The sequence below is a fragment of the Streptomyces yatensis genome (assembly GCF_018069625.1).
GTDB classification, from domain to species: domain Bacteria; phylum Actinomycetota; class Actinomycetes; order Streptomycetales; family Streptomycetaceae; genus Streptomyces; species Streptomyces yatensis.
In genome coordinates, this window is sequence record NZ_CP072941.1 from 6,095,724 (window position 1) to 6,113,478 (window position 17,755).

At 71.7% G+C, this 17,755-nt stretch carries 13 protein-coding genes; 4 read left to right on the forward strand and 9 right to left on the reverse strand.

Annotated elements, in window-relative coordinates; translation table 11 throughout:
- Positions 1-62 precede the first annotated feature (62 nt).
- Positions 63-635 (forward strand): acyl-CoA thioesterase, encoded by a 573-nt coding sequence (locus tag J8403_RS25660; protein ID WP_211125216.1) that lies wholly within the window; start codon positions 63-65, stop codon positions 633-635.
- Positions 636-641: 6 nt separating this feature from the next.
- On the opposite strand, the gene J8403_RS25665 is transcribed toward J8403_RS25660, so the two are convergent.
- The gene (locus J8403_RS25665; RefSeq protein ID WP_211125217.1) at positions 642-2,096 is read right to left on the reverse strand and encodes an LCP family protein; all 1,455 of its coding nucleotides are present in this window, start codon (positions 2,094-2,096) and stop codon (positions 642-644) included.
- 219 nt (positions 2,097-2,315) lie between these two features.
- Here J8403_RS25665 and J8403_RS25670 point away from each other — a divergent pair, with 219 nt between their 5' ends.
- Complete coding sequence (locus J8403_RS25670) at positions 2,316-3,332, forward strand: glycosyltransferase family 2 protein (protein ID WP_211125218.1); 1,017 nt, start codon at positions 2,316-2,318, stop codon at positions 3,330-3,332.
- A gap of 89 nt (positions 3,333-3,421) precedes the next feature.
- On the opposite strand, the gene J8403_RS25675 is transcribed toward J8403_RS25670, so the two are convergent.
- The 4 genes from J8403_RS25675 to J8403_RS25690 all read right to left on the reverse strand — a co-directional run bounded on the left by J8403_RS25675 (position 3,422) and on the right by J8403_RS25690 (position 9,320).
- The gene (locus J8403_RS25675; RefSeq protein ID WP_211125219.1) at positions 3,422-5,077 is read right to left on the reverse strand and encodes an LCP family protein; all 1,656 of its coding nucleotides are present in this window, start codon (positions 5,075-5,077) and stop codon (positions 3,422-3,424) included.
- A 79-nt stretch (positions 5,078-5,156) separates the two neighbouring features.
- Positions 5,157-6,848, reverse strand: a complete 1,692-nt coding sequence (locus J8403_RS25680) for an LCP family protein (RefSeq protein ID WP_211125220.1) — start codon at positions 6,846-6,848, stop codon at positions 5,157-5,159.
- Positions 6,849-7,075: 227 nt separating this feature from the next.
- The gene (locus tag J8403_RS25685) at positions 7,076-8,194 is read right to left on the reverse strand and encodes an LCP family protein (RefSeq protein WP_211125221.1); all 1,119 of its coding nucleotides are present in this window, start codon (positions 8,192-8,194) and stop codon (positions 7,076-7,078) included.
- 373 nt (positions 8,195-8,567) lie between these two features.
- On the reverse strand, positions 8,568-9,320 hold the full coding sequence (locus J8403_RS25690; RefSeq protein WP_211125222.1) for a TIGR03089 family protein: 753 nt from the start codon (positions 9,318-9,320) through the stop codon (positions 8,568-8,570).
- A gap of 128 nt (positions 9,321-9,448) precedes the next feature.
- On the opposite strand from J8403_RS25690, the gene J8403_RS25695 reads away from it, so the two are divergent.
- Both J8403_RS25695 and manB read left to right on the forward strand, forming a co-directional pair.
- Complete coding sequence (locus J8403_RS25695; protein ID WP_211125223.1) at positions 9,449-11,116, forward strand: peptidoglycan recognition protein family protein; 1,668 nt, start codon at positions 9,449-9,451, stop codon at positions 11,114-11,116.
- 72 nt (positions 11,117-11,188) lie between these two features.
- The gene (gene manB / locus J8403_RS25700) at positions 11,189-12,295 is read left to right on the forward strand and encodes a mannose-1-phosphate guanylyltransferase (RefSeq protein ID WP_211125224.1); all 1,107 of its coding nucleotides are present in this window, start codon (positions 11,189-11,191) and stop codon (positions 12,293-12,295) included.
- 386 nt (positions 12,296-12,681) lie between these two features.
- Here manB and J8403_RS25705 read toward each other — a convergent pair whose 3' ends face one another.
- From J8403_RS25705 to J8403_RS25720, 4 genes are all read right to left on the reverse strand, one after another.
- Positions 12,682-13,593: a DNA-3-methyladenine glycosylase family protein gene (locus tag J8403_RS25705; RefSeq protein WP_211125225.1), complete on the reverse strand. Its 912-nt coding sequence runs from the start codon at positions 13,591-13,593 to the stop codon at positions 12,682-12,684.
- 728 nt (positions 13,594-14,321) lie between these two features.
- On the reverse strand, positions 14,322-15,806 hold the full coding sequence (locus J8403_RS25710) for a coenzyme F420-0:L-glutamate ligase (RefSeq protein WP_211125226.1): 1,485 nt from the start codon (positions 15,804-15,806) through the stop codon (positions 14,322-14,324).
- A complete protein-coding gene (cofD, locus tag J8403_RS25715) occupies positions 15,803-16,801 on the reverse strand; it encodes a 2-phospho-L-lactate transferase (RefSeq protein WP_211125227.1) in 999 nt (332 codons plus the stop codon). Before cofD ends, J8403_RS25710 begins: the two co-directional genes overlap by 4 nt.
- A 49-nt stretch (positions 16,802-16,850) precedes the next feature.
- Positions 16,851-17,384, reverse strand: a complete 534-nt coding sequence (locus J8403_RS25720) for a cysteine dioxygenase (protein ID WP_137966063.1) — start codon at positions 17,382-17,384, stop codon at positions 16,851-16,853.
- Positions 17,385-17,755 lie beyond the last annotated feature (371 nt).

Genomic DNA, 17,755 nt, shown 5'->3' on the forward strand with positions numbered 1-17,755 from the left:
GCCGGATCGGGGCACGGCTGTTGCAGACCTGATAAGAATCCGGTCCGCATAAGGTGGACGGCATGACCAATCAGGCCCACGGTGCGGAACCGGAGCTTCCGGGAAAGCCCACCTCCGCCTCCCGTACCACGCTGTCACACATCATGACGGGCAGTGACACCAATCTGCTCGGGACCGTCCACGGCGGCGTGATCATGAAACTGGTGGACGACGCGGCCGGAGCGGTCGCCGGACGCCACTCCGAGGGGCCCGCGGTCACCGCGTCGATGGACGAGATGGCCTTCCTCGAACCCGTCAGGGTCGGCGACCTCGTCCATGTGAAGGCCCAGGTCAACTGGACCGGCCGGTCCTCCATGGAGATCGGGGTGCGGGTGCTGGCCGAGCGGTGGAACGAGTCCACGCCCGCCACCCAGGTCGGCAGCGCCTATCTGGTCTTCGCCGCCGTCGACGCCGACGGCAAGCCCCGGCCCGTGCCCCCGGTCATCCCGGAGACCGAGCGGGACAAGCGGCGCTACCAGGAGGCCGAGATCCGCCGGACCCACCGGCTGGCCCGCCGCCGCGCGATCAAGGAACTCCGCGCCCGGCGCGTCGCCCCGCGCGTCGACGACGACACGGAGGACGCCGGCCGGGGGTGACCCCGGTCACAGGGCGCGAGTGGCGCCCTCGGGGCAGACGACCTCGTCGCCGGTGACGGCCCCGAACCCGGCGGCGTCGGTCCGCGGCTTCTCGACCCGGACCCGCCGCACACCCGCGTAGTCCGCGCCGATGGTGATCTGCATCACCGCGCCCTGCCCGACCACCGGCTTCAGCCGGGCCCCGGGCAGCGCGGCCGCCAGCGAGCGCACCGAGCGGTCCCAGACCGGGTCGTACGCGATCACCGTGTGCCGGACGTCGGGGGTCGCGGCGTCGGCGGGGGAGCCGGTGGTGGCGAAGCCGGTGGCGTGCAGCGCGCGGTCCGCCCGGCGGGCCAGCCCCGCCGTATTGGTGCCGTTGAGCACATGCACCCGGACCCGGTCCGGGTCCACGTCGACCGCGGTGGCGCCGGAACGCTTCGGGCGGTGGGCGACCAGCGGCCGGTCCTCGCGGAGGGTGGCGAAGAGCCGCTCGGCCTTGGGCTGGTCCCAGCGGAGCGTGGAGCCTGACCCCTTCACCGGGACGCCGGGCAGGATCACCGGGACCGAGGCGAACTCGGAGGACGCGGGGGTGACGCCGCTCATCGCCCGCCCCAGGGCGACCATGTCCGCCGCCCCGAAGCCGTGGTCGGCGCGGACCGAGCCCAGCAGGGCCCCGGCCACCCGGTTGAACCGCACCGGGTTGAGCAGGAGGCCACCGGCGGTGGTCTGGTGGACCACAGCGGCCAGGAAGCGCTGCTGCCGCTGGATCCGGCCCAGGTCGGAGGTGCCGTCGACATGCCGGGAGCGGACGTACTGCAGCGCCTGGCCGCCGTTCAGCACATGGGTGCCGGCCGCCAGGTCGAGCCCGGTGTGGTCGTCCTTGAGCGGCCGCGCGGTGCAGATCTTGACCCCGCCGAGCACATCGACCGTCTTCATGAAGCTGGTGAAGTCCACCTCGAGGTAGTGGTCGATGTGGATGCCGGTCAGATGCTCCACGGTGCGCACGGTCAGGCTCGGCCCGCCCTCGGCGTACGCGGCGTTCAGCTTCCGCGGATGGTGCGGATGGCGCTTCCCGGTGGCGTCGGTGTACGCGGGGATCTGGGCGTAGGAGTCGCGGGGCAGGCTGACCGCGCTGACCCGGCGGTGGTCGGCCGACAGATGCATCAGCATGATCGTGTCGGTGCAGCGGCAGGGGGCTCCGCCCAGCCGGTACAGCGCCTTCTCCCGAGGCGTGATCTTCTCCCGTCCGTCCGTGCCGACCACGAGGAAGTTGACGCCGCCGCCGGTGTTCTTCGGCCGGTTGTCCAGGCCGCCGAAGGCATCCACCCGGTGGATCCCGGATTCGAGCTCACTGACCAGCAGATGCCCGATGCCGCTGACCGCCAGCACCAGAGCGGCGCCGCCCGTGGCGAGCCGCAGCCCCCAGCGGGGGCGGCGGGAGCGGGGGCGCGGCGGGCGCGGCGATCGGGCCGGTGCACTCACTCCGGGGACCTCCGTGAACGGGTGGGCTGGGCGGAACCGCCTCACCGTAGGCCCATACGACGATCGCTTTGACGGCCCCACGCCGCCCGTGTGGCGCGCTGCCACCCGGGCGGCGCGCTCCGGTGTCCACCATTCGCGGTAACGTGGGCGCGATATCGCAGTCTTTTTGGGGCCCCACCCCCAGTCTCCTGGGGCCCGGCCCCCGAACCCCGAGGTGCCATGCCCCCGCATCAGCTCCCGGCCGTCTCCGTGATCATGCCGGTGCTCAATGAGGAACGCCATCTGCGCAATGCCGTGCGGCACATCCTGGAGCAGGAGTACGACGGCGAGATGGAGGTGGTGATCGCGCTCGGCCCGTCCGCGGACCGTACCGACGAGATCGCCGCCGAACTGGTGGCGGAGGACCCCCGGGTGCATACGGTCCCCAACCCCACGGGCCGCACCCCCGCCGCCCTGAACGCGGCGATCAAGGCATCCCGCCATCCGGTGGTGGTGCGGGTCGACGGCCACGGCATGCTCTCGCCGAACTACATCGCGACCGCCGTCCGGCTCCTGGAGGAGACCGGCGCGCAGAACGTCGGCGGGATCATGCACGCCGAGGGCGAGAACGACTGGGAGAAGGCCGTCGCCGCCGCCATGACCTCCAAGATCGGCGTGGGCAACGCGGCCTTCCACACCGGCGGCGAGGCGGCCCCCGCCGAGACCGTCTATCTGGGCGTCTTCCGGCGCGAGGCGCTGGAACAACAGGGCGGCTACAACGAGGAGTTCATCCGCGCCCAGGACTGGGAGCTGAACTTCCGGATCCGCGAGGCCGGCGGGCTGATCTGGTTCTCGCCCGAGCTGAAGGTCTCCTACCGGCCGCGGCCGAGCGTGCGGGCCCTGGCCAAGCAGTACAAGGACTACGGGCGCTGGCGCCATGTCGTCGCCCGCTTCCACCAGGGCTCGATCAACCTGCGCTATCTCGCCCCGCCGACCGCCGTCGTCGCCATCGCGGCGGGCCTCGTGGCGGGCGCGGCCGTCACCCCGTGGGCCCTGGTGATCCCCGGCGGTTATCTGGCCGCGATCGTCGCGGGCTCGATCCCGGCGGGCAAGGGGCTTCCGGTGGCCGCCCGGCTGCGGGTCCCGGTGGCGCTCGCGACCATGCACATGTCCTGGGGCTGGGGCTTTCTGACCAGCCCGCGGGCGCTGGCCAAGCGGGTCATCGCCAGCCGCCGCCCGGCGGTCATGGCCTCGTAGCCGTACGCGAAGGGGCCGGACCCGTCGCGGGCCCGGCCCCTTTGTCGTGCCGTCACGGGGGGCGTCTTCGCCGTGCCGTCACGGGGGCGTCAGAAGCTGTAGCCCGGGTTGACCTTCATACAGCCCTTCTCCTCGCCGTTGAGCGCGTCCGCGCTCTCGGGCGCCTTGCCGTCGTCGTCCGTCGCCGGCTTCGGATAGGCGGTGCCCTCGCGCCAGTCGTTGCCGACCACCACGGTGATCTCCTGGACCGACGCGGACGACCTTGCCGCGGACTTCGGCAGCTTCAGCGCCTTGGCCACGGCCAGGCCGTCGCCCTGCCGGTCCTCGCCCGGGTAGAGGACGGTGGTGTCGGCCTGCGAGATGAGTTCCGTGTTCGCGGTGGCCTTGGCGTAGCCCAGCCGCACCAGCTCGGAGGTGATGACCGAGGCCCGGCCGGAGACCGGCCCCAGGACGGTGCTGGCGGTGCCGTTCTGCACCACCACCGGGAGCTGCTCCTTGGGCGCGGTGGGGGCCGGGGTGGCGTCGGGCTTCTTCTTGTCCTTGCCGTCCAGCGCGATGTCGTTGCGCAGCAGCGAGAAGGTCTGCTCGGCGTCGCCCGGCTTGGGCAGCACATACTCCCCGCCGCCGCCGTACTCCCACGGCATGGTGCTCATGGTGGTGCGCTTGGTGGGCACCCGCTTGAGGTCATTGCCCAGGTCGTAGAGGTTCTTGACGGTGCCGAGGCCGTGGTCGACGGTCAGCGCCTCGGTGGCGGCCTCCGCGAGGTCCATCAGCTTGCCCGGGTCGCTGAGCTTGGTGCCCGACTTCAGCTGGCGGATCATCGAGGTCATGTACATGTGCTGGGCCTTGGCCCGGCCGATGTCGGTGTTGTCCTCGAAGCCGTAGCGGGTGCGCAGCCACTGGAGGGCCTGGACGCCCTTCACGTTGTGGGTGCCCTTGGTGAGCTTCAGCCCGGAGCCATGGCCCTTGCTGTCATGGGAGTAGACGTTGTTGTCCACGCACACCGGGACACCGCCGATGGCGTCCGCCATGGAGACCACCCCGGAGAAGTCGATCATCATGAAGTGATCGATGTAGAGGCCGGTGAGCTCCTTCCAGGTGGCGACCGTGCAGCCCGGACCGCCGTGCTGGAGCGACTCGTTGATGGCCCCCACGGTCTTCGGATAGACCGTTCCGTCGTGTGGATCGGTGCACTGGGGGATGGTCACCCGGGTGTCGCGCGGGATGCTGACCACCGACATGTTGCTGCGGTCGGCCGAGACATGCACCAGCATCTGCACATCGCCCAGCGGCTTGCGGTCCGCGTCCTGCTTGGCCCCGCCGAGCTTGACGTTCTCCGCGGTGTTCCGGCTGTCGGAGCCTATGAGCAGGATGTTGAGGGGGGTCTGGCCGGCGGCGTTCGGCTCGGGCTTGCCGATCTTGCTGTCGCCGAGGTCCAGGTCCTCCTTCTTCAGATTGCCGTTCAGGTGTTCGTAGTAGAAGTATCCGGCGCCGGCCGCGCCGAGTACCAGCACGGCCAGCGTCAGGGCGGTCCAGCGCAGGATCCGCACCCCGCGACCGCGCCGCGGCCGCTCCTCGCCGCGCCGCCCGTCGCCGCCCGGCCGCCCTCCACCGCTCGAGCGGCGCCCCGCGTCCGATGACGCGGGGCGCTTGCCTTTCTGCGGGCTGCCGTCCTCACCGGGCTCGCGGGGCTCGGGGACGGCGGCCCGCCGCCCTCTCTCCCCCCGCACACTGCTCTGCCCCATCGGGCCCCTCCCCGCACTCTCTGGGTCGTCCGGCCCGCAGGACCCCGATGGACGCGAGGGGTCCGCCGGCCGACGACGGTCACTTGGCGCAGACGTTCTTGTCGTCGGCCTCGACCCTCTGAATGTCCTTCGGCGCCTGCGTCGGAGCGGAGATCGGTGTGCCGGCGCCCTTGAAGTCCGCGCCCAGCGTCAGGTTCATCTCCGCCTTCGGTTCGGCGTCCTTGGTGCCTTCCTTCATGGCGGAGGCGGGCAGCCCCATGCTGTCGGCCAGCCGACGCGCCTGGTCGGCCTGGTTGGGAGCGTACTCCAGCGTCGTCTTCTTCAGCTCTGACGGAGCGTTTCCGCCGTTGCTGGTGAGGAGCATCCCCTCGGTGTTCTGCATCCAGTCGACGGTCTCCTGGGCGGCGCCGAACTGCCCACTGCCGTTGAGCACCTTGACCCGGACCTCGGCGGGGTCGGACTTCGGCCCCTTCAGCCGCGCCGCCTGCTCGTCCTTGGCCGCCTTCTCCTTCTTCTTGACCTCGGTCAGGGAGACGTCCTGACGGACCATGGAGAACAGCGGCTCGGCCTTGGTCTTGTCGAGCAGCACGGTCGCGCCGTCGGTGTTGTCGACGACCGGGACGGTCGCGAAGGTGACGTTCTTGAGGTCGACCTTGCTCAGGTTCTTCCCCAGTGAGGCCAGCTTGTTGACGGTGCCGATCCCGGTGTCCACGGTGAGCGCCTTGGTGGCGGTCTGGGCCAGGTCCCACATCTTGCCCGGGCTGGTGAGCGTTCCGCTGTCCTTCATCTTGCGCATCAGCGAGCTCAGGAACTGCTGCTGGAGCTTGATGCGGTCCAGGTCGCCGCCGAAGCCGACGGTGTGCCGGGTCCGGACGAACGCCAGCGCCTCCTCGCCCTTGATCGTGTGGCGGCCCTTCTTGAGGTTCAGATGCGACTTGGGGTCGTTGACGTCCTTGGCGAGACACACCTCGACCCCGCCGACCGCCGAGGACATCTCCTTGACCGCGTTGAAGTCGGCCATCATGAAGTGGTCGATCTGCAGCCCGGTGAGCTTCTCGACCGTCTGCCAGGTGCAGCCGGGGTCGCGCCCCTCCTGGCCCAGACTGGTGTTGAAGCGCACCTCCGACTCGCCCGGAATGCTCTTGAAGGAGCCGTCCTTCTGCTTCGTACGGCAGTTCGGGATGTCGGTGATCATGTCGCGCGGGATGGACAGCACGGTCGCGTTGGACCGGTCCTCGGAGACATGGAAGAGCAGCGTGGTGTCGGCGTGACCGACGCTCCCCGCGTCGCCGTACCCCTCGTTGCCCTTGCCGTCGCGCCGGTCGGTGCCGATGAGGAGGATGTTCATCGGGCCGTCGGAGACCGCGGCGTTGTTCTCGCCGACGTCGACCTTGCTGATGTTGTTGTTGAGGTGCTGATAGACGAAGTACGCCGCGGCCGAACCGCCCACCAGCAGGAAGGCCAGGGTGCCGCTGCCCCAGTAGAGCGCCTTCTTCGTCTTCGACTTCTTCGGCTTCGGCTTGCGACGGCTGACCGGGCCGGTCTCCTTCTCCTTCTCCGACTCCCGTCTGGCCGCGCGCCGGCGCCCCCTCGGCTCGGAGTCGGCGGCGCCGTCACCGCTCGACGATCTGGTGACCCGTCGCAGCTCGGTGGTGTCCTCCGATGTCTCGGCGGGGTTCAGCCGCAGCTCGTAATTGCCCGTATTCGGGTCGAACACCCACTGATCGGCTGGGTCGAAGTCACCCGCCCCGCCAGGGCCTTGCGCGTCCACGGTCGTTTGTGTCCTCCGTCGGTGCCACGCGGCGCCTCCCCCTCAAGGCGCTCCATCTGTCTTCGTGCAGTGCGCGGCCACCTCGTAGAGCGCACCGGATCGCTCACACTATCCGCCCGGATCAGCGTCAAGCGACGCCGGTGACAAATTCCACTTCCCTACAACTGGGCAATCTGCTCAATCCTTATCTCATCCTTCACGATTCGTGGCCCGCCCTTAACGTGCTTTTACTCGCAGATGCCTCGCGCGGCCGTCGTCCCTTGGTACGGGCTGAGGTCGCCGGCCTTCTGGTCGCCGCCCGTCGAGGCGGTGACGGTGTGGGCCACCGGCACCGGACGATCCAGCCGCAACTGCCGGAACAGGCGGTCGGCGTCGGGCTGGACGAGCTCATCCCGGTTCTTGTTGTACGTGTAGGGCTGCCGCGGAATCGTGAGGAACCGGATCTTCTCCCGCGGGATGTCCCGCACCCCGCGCACCAGCGCGTACAGATCCTTGAGCGAATCCAGCCCCGGATCCGTGGTCAGCGAGGACGTCGCCGCGTTGAGCACCGGGTACAGCTTCGCAGGATTGAGCAGCACACCATTGCTCTGCACTTTCTTCACAAGCGAGCCCATGAACTCCTGTTGCCGGCCGATACGCTCCGTGTCGCTGCCGTCGCCGATGCTGTACCGGGCGCGCACATAGCCCAGCGCCTGCTCCCCGTGGAGGACCTGACGGCCCGCGGGCAGCTTCAGATGCGCCTCATCGTCGTCCACGGGCTCCTTCAGGCACATCTCCACCCCGCCGACCGCGTTCACCAGCCGCTTGAAGCCGCTGAAGTCCACGATCAGATGGTGGTCGACGCGGATCCCGGTCAGCTTCTCGACGGTGCGGATCGAACAGGCCGCGCCACCGGCCTCGAACGCCGAGTTGAACTGGGCGAACCGGGCCTGGGTCCGCTTTCCGTCCGGCCGGTCGCAGGCCGGGATGTCCACCATCAGATCGCGGGGGATGGAGACGGCGGTGGCGCTCTTTCCGCCGGCCTGCAGATGCAGCAGGATCGTGGTGTCCGAGCGCTGGGTGCCGGTGTCCCTGCCGTACTTGCCGTTGCCCTTGCCACCCCGGTTATCGGAGCCGATCAGCAGGATGTTCTGCGCGTCCCGCACCACCGACACCGGCCGCTCGGCCTCGTACTTCCTCAGCTCGTCCGCGGTCCGGGTATCGGTGCGGATATTGCCGTCGAGGCGCTCGTAGAACCACCACCCCACCCCGGCGACCGACAGCACCAGCATGGCCACGCCCAGCGCGAGAACACGCGGCCAGCGGCGCCTGCGTCTCGGCGCAGGCTCAGAGCTGTCGGTCGTCACGTCCGCGTCCTCCCACCCGTCTTCCGCCCGGGGGCGGAGCGGCATCGCATGCCGGGATACCGATTACCGGGTACCGATCACCGGGATACCGATTGACCGGATACCGATTAACGGAACAGACATGCGAAGCCCGTACATGGTTGTACGTATCCGTCGATCATCGCGCGGGGTGGGCGGCACGGCCCGTGGACTCGGCCCGCGGTCCGCCGGACGGGTCAGGGGTGGGAAGGGGGTGGGTTCTGGGTCTGGGGGTGGGGCGGTTACGGCGGCTCGGGGCGGTCTCGGCGTGGTTTCGGGGTGGGGTGGTCTCGGGGGAAGTCTCGGGGTGGGGTGGTCGGTCCCAGGTGGAGGCGCTGTGGCTGCGGCCGTGGCCTCAGGGCGTGGTGGCGGTGACGCGCTCGCTCTCCATGCGCCCGGCCAGCCCCTTCTCGTCCAGCCGGTCCAGATGGCGGCAGAGCACCACCGAACCGCCGGTGGCCAGCGGTGCGTACAGCCCGTACGACAGTCCCTCCCAGCTGTCGTACGGAAGCCCGGAGAGGATTCGGGAACCGGGCCCGAGCCCCTGCGCGGCGGCGTCGGCGTGCGCCCGCTCCACCACCTCCGCGCTCGTCAGCTCCACACCGCCGACGGTCAGCGCGGGCGCCTCCGGGTCCACGGGGGAGTACGGGGCGAAGCGGTCGCCCTGGCTGGGCACCTCCACGGCGTAGTCCGCGAACCCCTCCGGCAGCTGGGGGAACCGGCCGCCCAGCGGCTGCAGCGACAGCGCCACCCGCTCACCGGAGCACTCGCGTGCCTCCTTGAGGGTGTCCGGGCCGCTGACGACGAGATCGGCGGAGGCCGGGTCGCCCCCGATGTCCACGAGGACCCCGACCGAGGAACAGGCCACCAGCCACACGGCGGTCTGCCAGTGGGCGGGCAGCAGCAGTGCGCATCGGTCGCCCGGCGCGGCGGCCAGATCGTCCTGGAGCAGATTGGCGGTCTTCGCCACCCAATTGGCGAAGGTGGCCACGGAGAGTTCGACGCGTTCGCCCGTGGCATCGTCGTAGAAGGTTACGAGCGGGCGGGGCGGGTCCGCGGCGAGCGCGGATCCCAGCAGGTCGGCGGGGGTGCGATCGGTGGCGTTCACGCGCGCAAGACTACGCGCCGAAGATGCGGCGCGGACGGGGTCGGTGGGGCTCGGCTCAGTGAACGGTCCGCGACGTGTCCGCTCTTCCGAATGGACAGGTTTGTCCCCTTATGTAGACGATTTCAATCATGCGTGCATACCTGGCATCCTCGATCGGCGTCGCGTGCACCGCCGCCCTCGCCCTGCCCCTCGCCGTCTACCCCGGCCCCGCCCACGCCCGGGCCGAGCGGATCGCCGCACCCGGCTCCACACAATCGCTGCCGTTTCTTCCGCTCGCGGCGGACGGGCTCGACCGGGGTGTGACCGCACCCGGCGACCCCCCGGCCCCGGCCCCGGCCGACCGGGGGGTCACCGCGCCGCGCGTGCGGCCGTTCTCGCTCGTCGGCGTCGTCTGGGACCGGCCCTCCGCCGACCTCCGCGGCCGGGTACAGGTCCGCACCCGTGCGGTCGGCGGCGCGTGGTCCCCATGGCGCGAACTGCTGCCGTACGGGGACGAGGCCCCCGACCCCGACTCGCCCGAACTCCGCGGCGCACGGGCCCACGGCGGCACGGCGCCGCTGTGGGTCGGCGACTCGGACGGCGTCCAGGCGCGGGTGCGGCCGGAAGGGGCGGCGGTGGTGGACGGGGGTGGGGGCACTGCCGTGGACGGGGGTGGGGGCACTGCCGTGGACGGGGGTGCCGGTGCGGACGGCGGCGGGGGTGCCGGTGCGGACGCGGGCGCGAGTGCGGATGTGGACGGGGGTGCTGGCGCGGATGCCCGGGCGGCGGCTCTGCCGTCCGGGCTGCGGCTGGAGCTGATCGACCCCGGCGCGGCCCCGGCGCCGCCGCCCCCGGACCGGGCCGTACTGAGCGCCCTCCCGGCGCATCCGGTGCCGACGGCGGAGGGCGCCGCGCCGGGCGCGAGGCCATCGGTGAGGCCCTCGGCGGGGTCGTCCGGGAAGCCGGCCTGGGAGCCCTCCGGGCCCGCGAGGTGGTCCGCGAGGCCGTCGCCCAGGCCCTCCAGACCCTCCAGGCCCTCCGTCAAGCCGCCCTGGCCCTCCAGATGGTCCGCGAAGCCGGCGTCCCCCAGGCCCTCCGGGTCATCCGCCAAGCCACTGCCGTACCCCCCCACCCCCGCCACCCACGCCATTCCCTCCACCCCGCCGCCCGACGTCCTCGCCGAGGAGGCGACCAAGGCGAACGCCGCCCGCTACAGCGCGCCGCGGCCCAGCATCGTCACCCGCGCGGGCTGGGGTGCCGACGAGAAGATCCGTGAAACGGGCCACGTCTACAGCAAGACCGTGAAGGTCGCCTTCATCCACCACACCGTGACGGGCAATAAGTACAGCTGCTCCCAGGCGCCCTCCGTTTTGCGCAGTATCTACCGCTACCACGTGAAGAGCCTGGGATGGCGCGATTACGGCTACAACTTCACCATCGACAAGTGCGGAAAAATCTACGAAGGCCGCTCCGGCGGTGTGGCCAAAGCCGTACGCGGAGCGCACACGCTGGGCTTCAACACCAACAGCATGGGCGTCGCCGTCCTCGGTACTTTCTCCGCCAAGAAGCCCCCGGCAAAGGCCGTGAAGGCCATCGCCAAGCTCACCGCGTGGAAACTGGGTCTCTTCAAGCGAAATCCGCGTGGCACCACGCATCTGGTGTCCGGCGGCGGCAACAAGTACAAAAAGGGTGCCAACGTAAAGCTCCATGTGATCGCGGGTCACCGCGACGGCTTCGCCACCGAGTGCCCCGGCAAGGACCTCTACAAGAAGCTCGGTTCGGTGCGGAAGACCGCCGCCCGCCTCCAGGGGCGCTGATCAGGCGCGGTCCGGGGATCTGCATACACTGGCCGCCGACCGGCGAGCCCCAGCAGGAAGCAGAGACGTTACGTGACCATTGCGCCAGCAACGCCATCGCCAGAGGCGATCCTCCTGGTCGGCGGCAAGGGAACCCGGTTGCGCCCGATGACGGTGCACACTCCCAAGCCGATGGTCCCGGCGGCGGGCGTTCCGTTTCTGACCCACCAACTCGCCCGCGCCCGCGCCGCCGGGGTCGAGCACATCGTGCTCGCCACCTCCTATCTGGCGGAGGTCTTCGAGCCGTACTTCGGTGACGGCTCCGCGCTCGGTCTGCACCTGGAATACGTCACGGAGGAGGAACCCCTCGGCACCGGCGGCGCCATCCGCAACGTCGCCTCCCGGCTGCGCTCGGGCCCCGACGACCCGGTACTGATCTTCAACGGCGACATCCTCACCGGCCTCGACATCCGCGCCCTCGTCGACAACCACCGCACGACGGGCGCCGATGTCTCCCTGCACCTCACCCGGGTCCCCGACCCCCGCGCGTACGGGCTGGTGCCCACCGACGGACAGGGCAGGGTCACCGCTTTCCTGGAGAAGCCGCAGACCCCCGAGGAGATCGTCACCGACCAGATCAACGCGGGCGCGTACGTCTTCAACCGCTCGGTCATCGACACCATCCCCGCCGGCCGCCCCGTCTCCGTCGAACGCGAGACCTTCCCCGGCCTGCTGGCCGCGGGCGCGCATCTGCAGGGCATGGTCGACTCCACGTACTGGCTCGACCTCGGCACCCCCCAGGCCTTCGTCCGCGGCTCCGCGGACCTGGTGCTCGGCCGGGCCCCCTCCCCGGCCGTCCCGGGGCGCTGCGGCGACCGCCTCGTCCTGGACAGCGCGTCGGTCGCGGGCGACGCCAAGCTGACCGGCGGCACGGTCATCGGCCCCCAGGCCCGGGTGGGCGCGGGCGCGAGCATCGACGGCAGCACGGTGCTGGAGGGCGCCGTCGTGGAGGAGGGCGCCCAGGTGCGCGACTCACTCGTCGGCGCGGGCGCGCGCATCGGCGCCCGTACGGTGCTGCAGGGCGCGGTGGTCGGCGACGGCGCCCTGGTCGGCCCGGACAACGAGCTGCGGGACGGCGTACGGGTGTGGTGCGGCGCGGACATCCCGGCGGGGGCGGTGCGCTTCTCGTCCGACCAGTGACGGGGGCGCGTTCCCGCTGTGTGCGGGTGCGTGGTGGGGTGTGCCCGCTGTGCGTGGTGGGTGGCGGGTCGTCGGCGGCCACCCGCCGGTGGCCCCAGGGCGCCCGTCCGTTGCGTATTCGGCCCGGGGGCGTGAATTCAGCCGCTCCGGCGTCTGAGGAGCGGGGTCCGGGGCGGAGCCCCGCCGGGGGGCGAGGGGCGGAGCCCCTCGTTTCGGGAAGGGGCGGGGTGGGGGCTGTCCGCCGGAGGCGCCTACGGCCCGCACATGGTGTGCGGCCGGGCCCAGGCCTTGGGCGGGGCCCCGTGCCGCGCGGCGAAGCCGCATATTGATGCTGTGGGAAGGGGCGGGGCCGGGGCCCCTGCCCGAACCGAGGCCCCCCGGGGGGCCTACATCGTCCGGAAGTCCCTGACCGCGAAGCGCGGCGCGCGGCGCGGCGGAGTACGGCCCGACAGAAGGATCAGGCGGGTCGCACGGTAGCGCTGCCCCGCGTAGGGAGCCAGGAGTTCGAGCATCGCCTCATCGTCCGCACCCCGCTCTCCGGTGAGCGCGTAGCCCACGATCCGCGGCAGATGCAGATCCCCGACCGTGATCGCGTCCGGGGTGCCATTGCTGCGCTGCAGGGTCTCCGCCGCCGTCCAGGGCCCGATACCCGGGATCAGTTGCAGCCGGGCGGAGGCGGTGGCGAGGTCCATGGACGTGGCCTCCTCCAGCCGTCGGGCGACCCGGACGGCCCGCAGGATCGTCGAGGAACGCTTGGTGTCCACGCCCGCGCGATGCCACTCCCACGACGGGATCAGCGCCCAGGTGCGCGGATCGGGCATGACCCGCATCCGCATCCCCTCGGCCGGACCGGGCGCGGGCTCGCCATGGCGCTGGAGCAGCAGCCGCCAGGCGCGGTACGCCTCGACGCCGGTGACCTTCTGCTCCAGGATCGAGGGGATCAGGGATTCCAGGACCAGCCCGGTGCGGATCAGCCGGAGGCCGGGGTGGCGGCGGTGCGCCTCGTGGACGAGCCGATGTCGGGGTACGAACGCGGACGGGTCGTCGTCCGCCCCGAGGAGGGCGGGCAGGCCGTCCAGCAGCCACTCCGCTCCCGGCCCCCAGGCCCGGCCCTCGACCTCCGCACCCTTGCGCGCGATCCGTATGGTCCCGGGCCCGGCCGGCGTCCGGCTCGCCCGCCAGAAGGCGCCGTCCGCGCCGACCTGAAACGCGGGATCCCCTGGGCCTCGCTGCAGCACGCCGAGGTTACGCGCGAGGTCGCAGGGCCCTGAAGGGCTCCAGGTACGTCTCACACACACCCCGCCACCCTACGACCCACCGCGCGCGCCGAGGATCGGCACCCGGTTCCGGACCGGACGCCCTGTGCCCCTGGACCCCCGCCGGGGCTCCGCCCCGGACCCCGCTCCTCAAACGCCGGAGGGGCTGGATTTACGGGCAGCCGCGGAACGGCGGGAGGGAGCGGGGCCGCACCCACCCCCGCCAGCGCCCCCGGGCTGAACGCCGGGCGGGCAGGCGGCCCATGCCACCAACGGGAAGCCACGAGACCGCAGGCCCGGGCCTGGGCCTGGGGCCACCGGGGCGCGGTCGCCGACGAGACGGGAGGGGGCGGGGTCGCAGGGGTGGTGTCCTGGACGCTCGGGGTTTCCCATGCCGAAGGCCAGGGGCGTATTTGTGGCGCCAATCCCCGACCAACTCAACGCCCCCGGCCAATGGCGCCGTAAATATACGGTCCAGGGCGCCGCCCCGGAGGCCCCGCACCCGCCACCCACCACGAACCCCGGGCGCACCCCACCACGCACCCGCACACAGCGGAACTCGCAGGGCGCCCCCGCCCCGGGGCAACCCCGCGGCGCACCCCAGCAAACGCTCCCGCACCCGTGCCCCCACCCCGCACAACGCGCGCCCCCCTACCCCCGCGCACACGACCCCACCGCACAACCGCCACGCACAACCGCCACGCGCAACCGCTCCGCTCAACTCACCCGCGCCATCGATCAACCCCAGAACCCGCCCCGACGCGCCCTACCTACCGCACCACCACGAACCCCTCGACCCCCCGCTCCGGCCGCGCCGCCGGCCGAACGGCCGCCTGGCCCACCGCGACCGTGCCCATCGGGTCCCAGTCGTCCGGCAGGCCCAGTACCTCACGCACCACAGGGCGGCAGAACATCGTGGACGACACCCACGCCGACCCCAGCCCCTCACCCGCCAGCGCGACCAGCAGGTTCTGCACCCCGGCGCCCGCCGCGACCACGAACATCTCGCGCTCCGCCGTGTTCCGCCGCGGGTCGGGGTAGGTGTGGGCGCCGTCCGCGACCAGGCACGGAACCACCAGGTACGGCGCCTTGCGCAGCACATCGCCGCGCCGCACCCGCTTGGCGATGCTCTCCTCCGAGAAGCCGTCCCCCCGCAGGTCGGCGATCCAGGCATCCCGCATCGCGTCCAGCAGCCGCGTCCGCGGCTCCTCCGACTCCAGCAGGACGAAGCGCCACGGCGTCGTATGGTGCGGCGCCGGCGCAGTGACGGCGGCGGCGACCGCGCGCCGCACCGCCGCGCCGTCCACCGACTCGTCGGTGAACTCCCGGACCGTACGGCGCAGCGTCACGGCCTCCCGTACGGCCTCGGAGGTGCCCAGCCGGAACATGTCGTCCGCGGCACCGCGCACCAAAGCCCGCGCACCTTCATCGACCCCTTGCCCATCAGACCCGCTGAGCCCATCCGGCCCACCAAGCCCATCAGACCCACCAAGCCCATCAGACCCGCCAGGCTCACCAGACCCGCCAAGCTCACCAGACCCGTCATCCAGCCCCTCGAACGCCACCACCTGCGGAAGCCCCCGCAGCACCGCCACCGGCAACCCCTCGGCCTTGCCCTTGACCAGGTCACCCGCCGCGGCCAACTCATCCGCGGTGGCGACGATGGTCGCGCTCAGCGCGTTTCCGTACGCGTCGACGCCGCCGCGCAGATCGTCCAGGACCCGCACCCCCGCCGCCCCGATGGCGACGTCGGTGACCCCGGTCCGCCACGGTCGACCAAACGTGTCGGTGACGATGACGCCCACCTCCACGCCGAGCACTTCCCGCAGCCCGGCCCGGATCGCCCGCGCCGAGGCGTCGGGGTCTTCAGGGAGCAACAGGACGGTGCCGGAAGGGGTGTTGGAGGCATCGACCCCGGCGGCGGCCATGACCAGCCCGTGGCGGGTCTCGACGATCCGGGTGCGGCCGCGCCGCGCCACGACCCGCACCGTCTCGGCGTCTATGGCCGCCTCACGGTCGGTCGCCTCGACGACGCGCCCCTCCGCCTTGCTGACGATCTTGGAGGTGACCAACAGCACATCGCCGTGCGCGAGCCCTGGCAGCCCGCCGGAGGTGGCGGCGTCGGCGATGAGCTTGGCGAGGTCGTCACCGGGCCGCACCTCGGGCATACCGGGCAGGGCCCACACCTGATACGACGGCAGCTCCCGCGCCGCGTCTCCCGACCCGCCACCGGCCCCGTCCCGCAACCCGCTCATCCCCGCACCTCTTCCGCCAGCTTCAGCGCCTCGGCCGCCATCGCCGCCGTGGCCTCGAGGTCCGTCATCATCAGCGGGATCGCCCGGCAGCGGATCCCGGCGGCCTCGACCTCATCGACCGCGCCCGCGTCCACGGTGTCCACGAGCCAGCCGTCCAGCAGCCCGGAGCCGTAGTGCTTGGCGACGGCGGCGGCGGTGGACTCGACGCCGACGGCGGCGAGCACCTTGTCGGCCATGCCGCGCACGGGCGCGTCGCCCACGATGGGGGACAGGCCCACGACCGGGATCCCGGCGTCGGCGATGGCCTCGCGCACACCGGGCACGGCGAGGATCGTGCCGACGCTGACGACCGGGTTGGACGGCGGGAAGAGGACGACGTCGGCGTCGGCGATGGCCTCCAGGACGCCGGGCGCCGGCTTGGCCTGGTCGGCGCCGACGGGAACGACGGCGTGGGCGGGCACGGAGGCGCGCAGCCGCACCCAGTACTCCTGGAAGTGGACGGCCTTACGGCCCGCGCCGCCCGGGGCATCCGGGTCGTGCACGCCGCCCGGGGCGTCCGGGTCGTCGATCAGGACGTGGGTCTCGACGCGGTCGTCCGTCATGGGCAGCAGCCGCACCCCCGGCTGCCAGCGGGCGCACAGCGCCTCGGTGACGGCGCTCAGCGGATAGCCCGCGCCGATCATCTGCGTACGGACTATGTGCGTGGCGAAGTCGCGGTCGCCGAGGCCGAACCACTCGGGCCCCACCCCGTACGCCGCCAACTCCTCCTTGACGGTGAAGGTCTCGTCGGCCCGGCCCCACCCCTGCTCCTCGTGGATGCCACCGCCGAGGGTGTACATCACGGTGTCGAGGTCGGGACAGACCTTGAGGCCGAAGAGGTGGATGTCGTCGCCGGTGTTCCCGATGACGGTGATGTCGGCGTCCGGAGCCGCCGACATCAGACCGCGAAGGAAACGGGCGCCGCCGATACCGCCTGCCAGAACCACAATGCGCATGGGAGACAGTCTTGCAGCAGCCCCGGACATCGCGGGCGTTCGGGGCGGTTCAGCGGCCCGGGACGCCCAGCGTGCCGGGGGCCGCGACCGGGGCGGTGGGGGCGGACAACTCGGCGCTCTGGGTGGGGTGCAGCGGCATCTCGGTCAACCCGGGGAAGTAGATGTGCAGGCTGACGGCCGGTTCGAGGGCGTCGTTGACGACGTCGTGCACATAACCGGGCGCGAAGACGCGCTGTGCGCCGGCGCGCAGCGCATGCCGCACGCCGCGCGTTCCCACCCGCTCGGTGAGCTCGCCCTGGAGCACGGTCAGCACCCCGGAGGAGCGGCCGTGGTCATGGGCGCCGCTGCCCTGTCCGGGCACCCAGCTGAGCAGCCACACCTCGTAGCCGGGGCCGGTGCGCAGCCGGTGGTACCAGCGGCTGGTGGCGTCGTACTGGACGAGGGACGCCCAGCCGTCGCGGTCGGCCGCGATGGTGCGGGCCAGGCCCGCGAAGGCGGAGACGGTGGAGGGGTGCGCGGGTACGGGCGGCAGCAGATGCGGGATGGCGAGCGGGTCGCCGGCGATCTGGACGTCGCTGTTCATGGCGGGGGTTCCTCGGCGGGAAGGGCGCGGAGAGGTGCGCCGTGGGGACGCGGTAGCGGTAAGGGCGCGAAGTGCGGTGCGAACGGGGTCTCAGAAGGAGACGCCGTAGGCGAAGCGGCAGAAACGCGGAGAAAGCTGGAGCTCGGAGGGCGTCAACAGCTCGAACAGCGACAGCGAGCCTGCACAGCGCAGCGGAACCCGTGGTCACGGGTCGGCAGGGGCGCGTGGGTCACTGACATGCGACCAAGGAGACCCGGATCGCCGCGCCGCTGTCAACTTGATCTCACGTTTCAGCTCAAGGTTCACCTCATCCGGTCGCTCTGGAGGCAGAAAGGTTTGTGCGCGCGTTGTACCGGTGAGACGGCGCATCA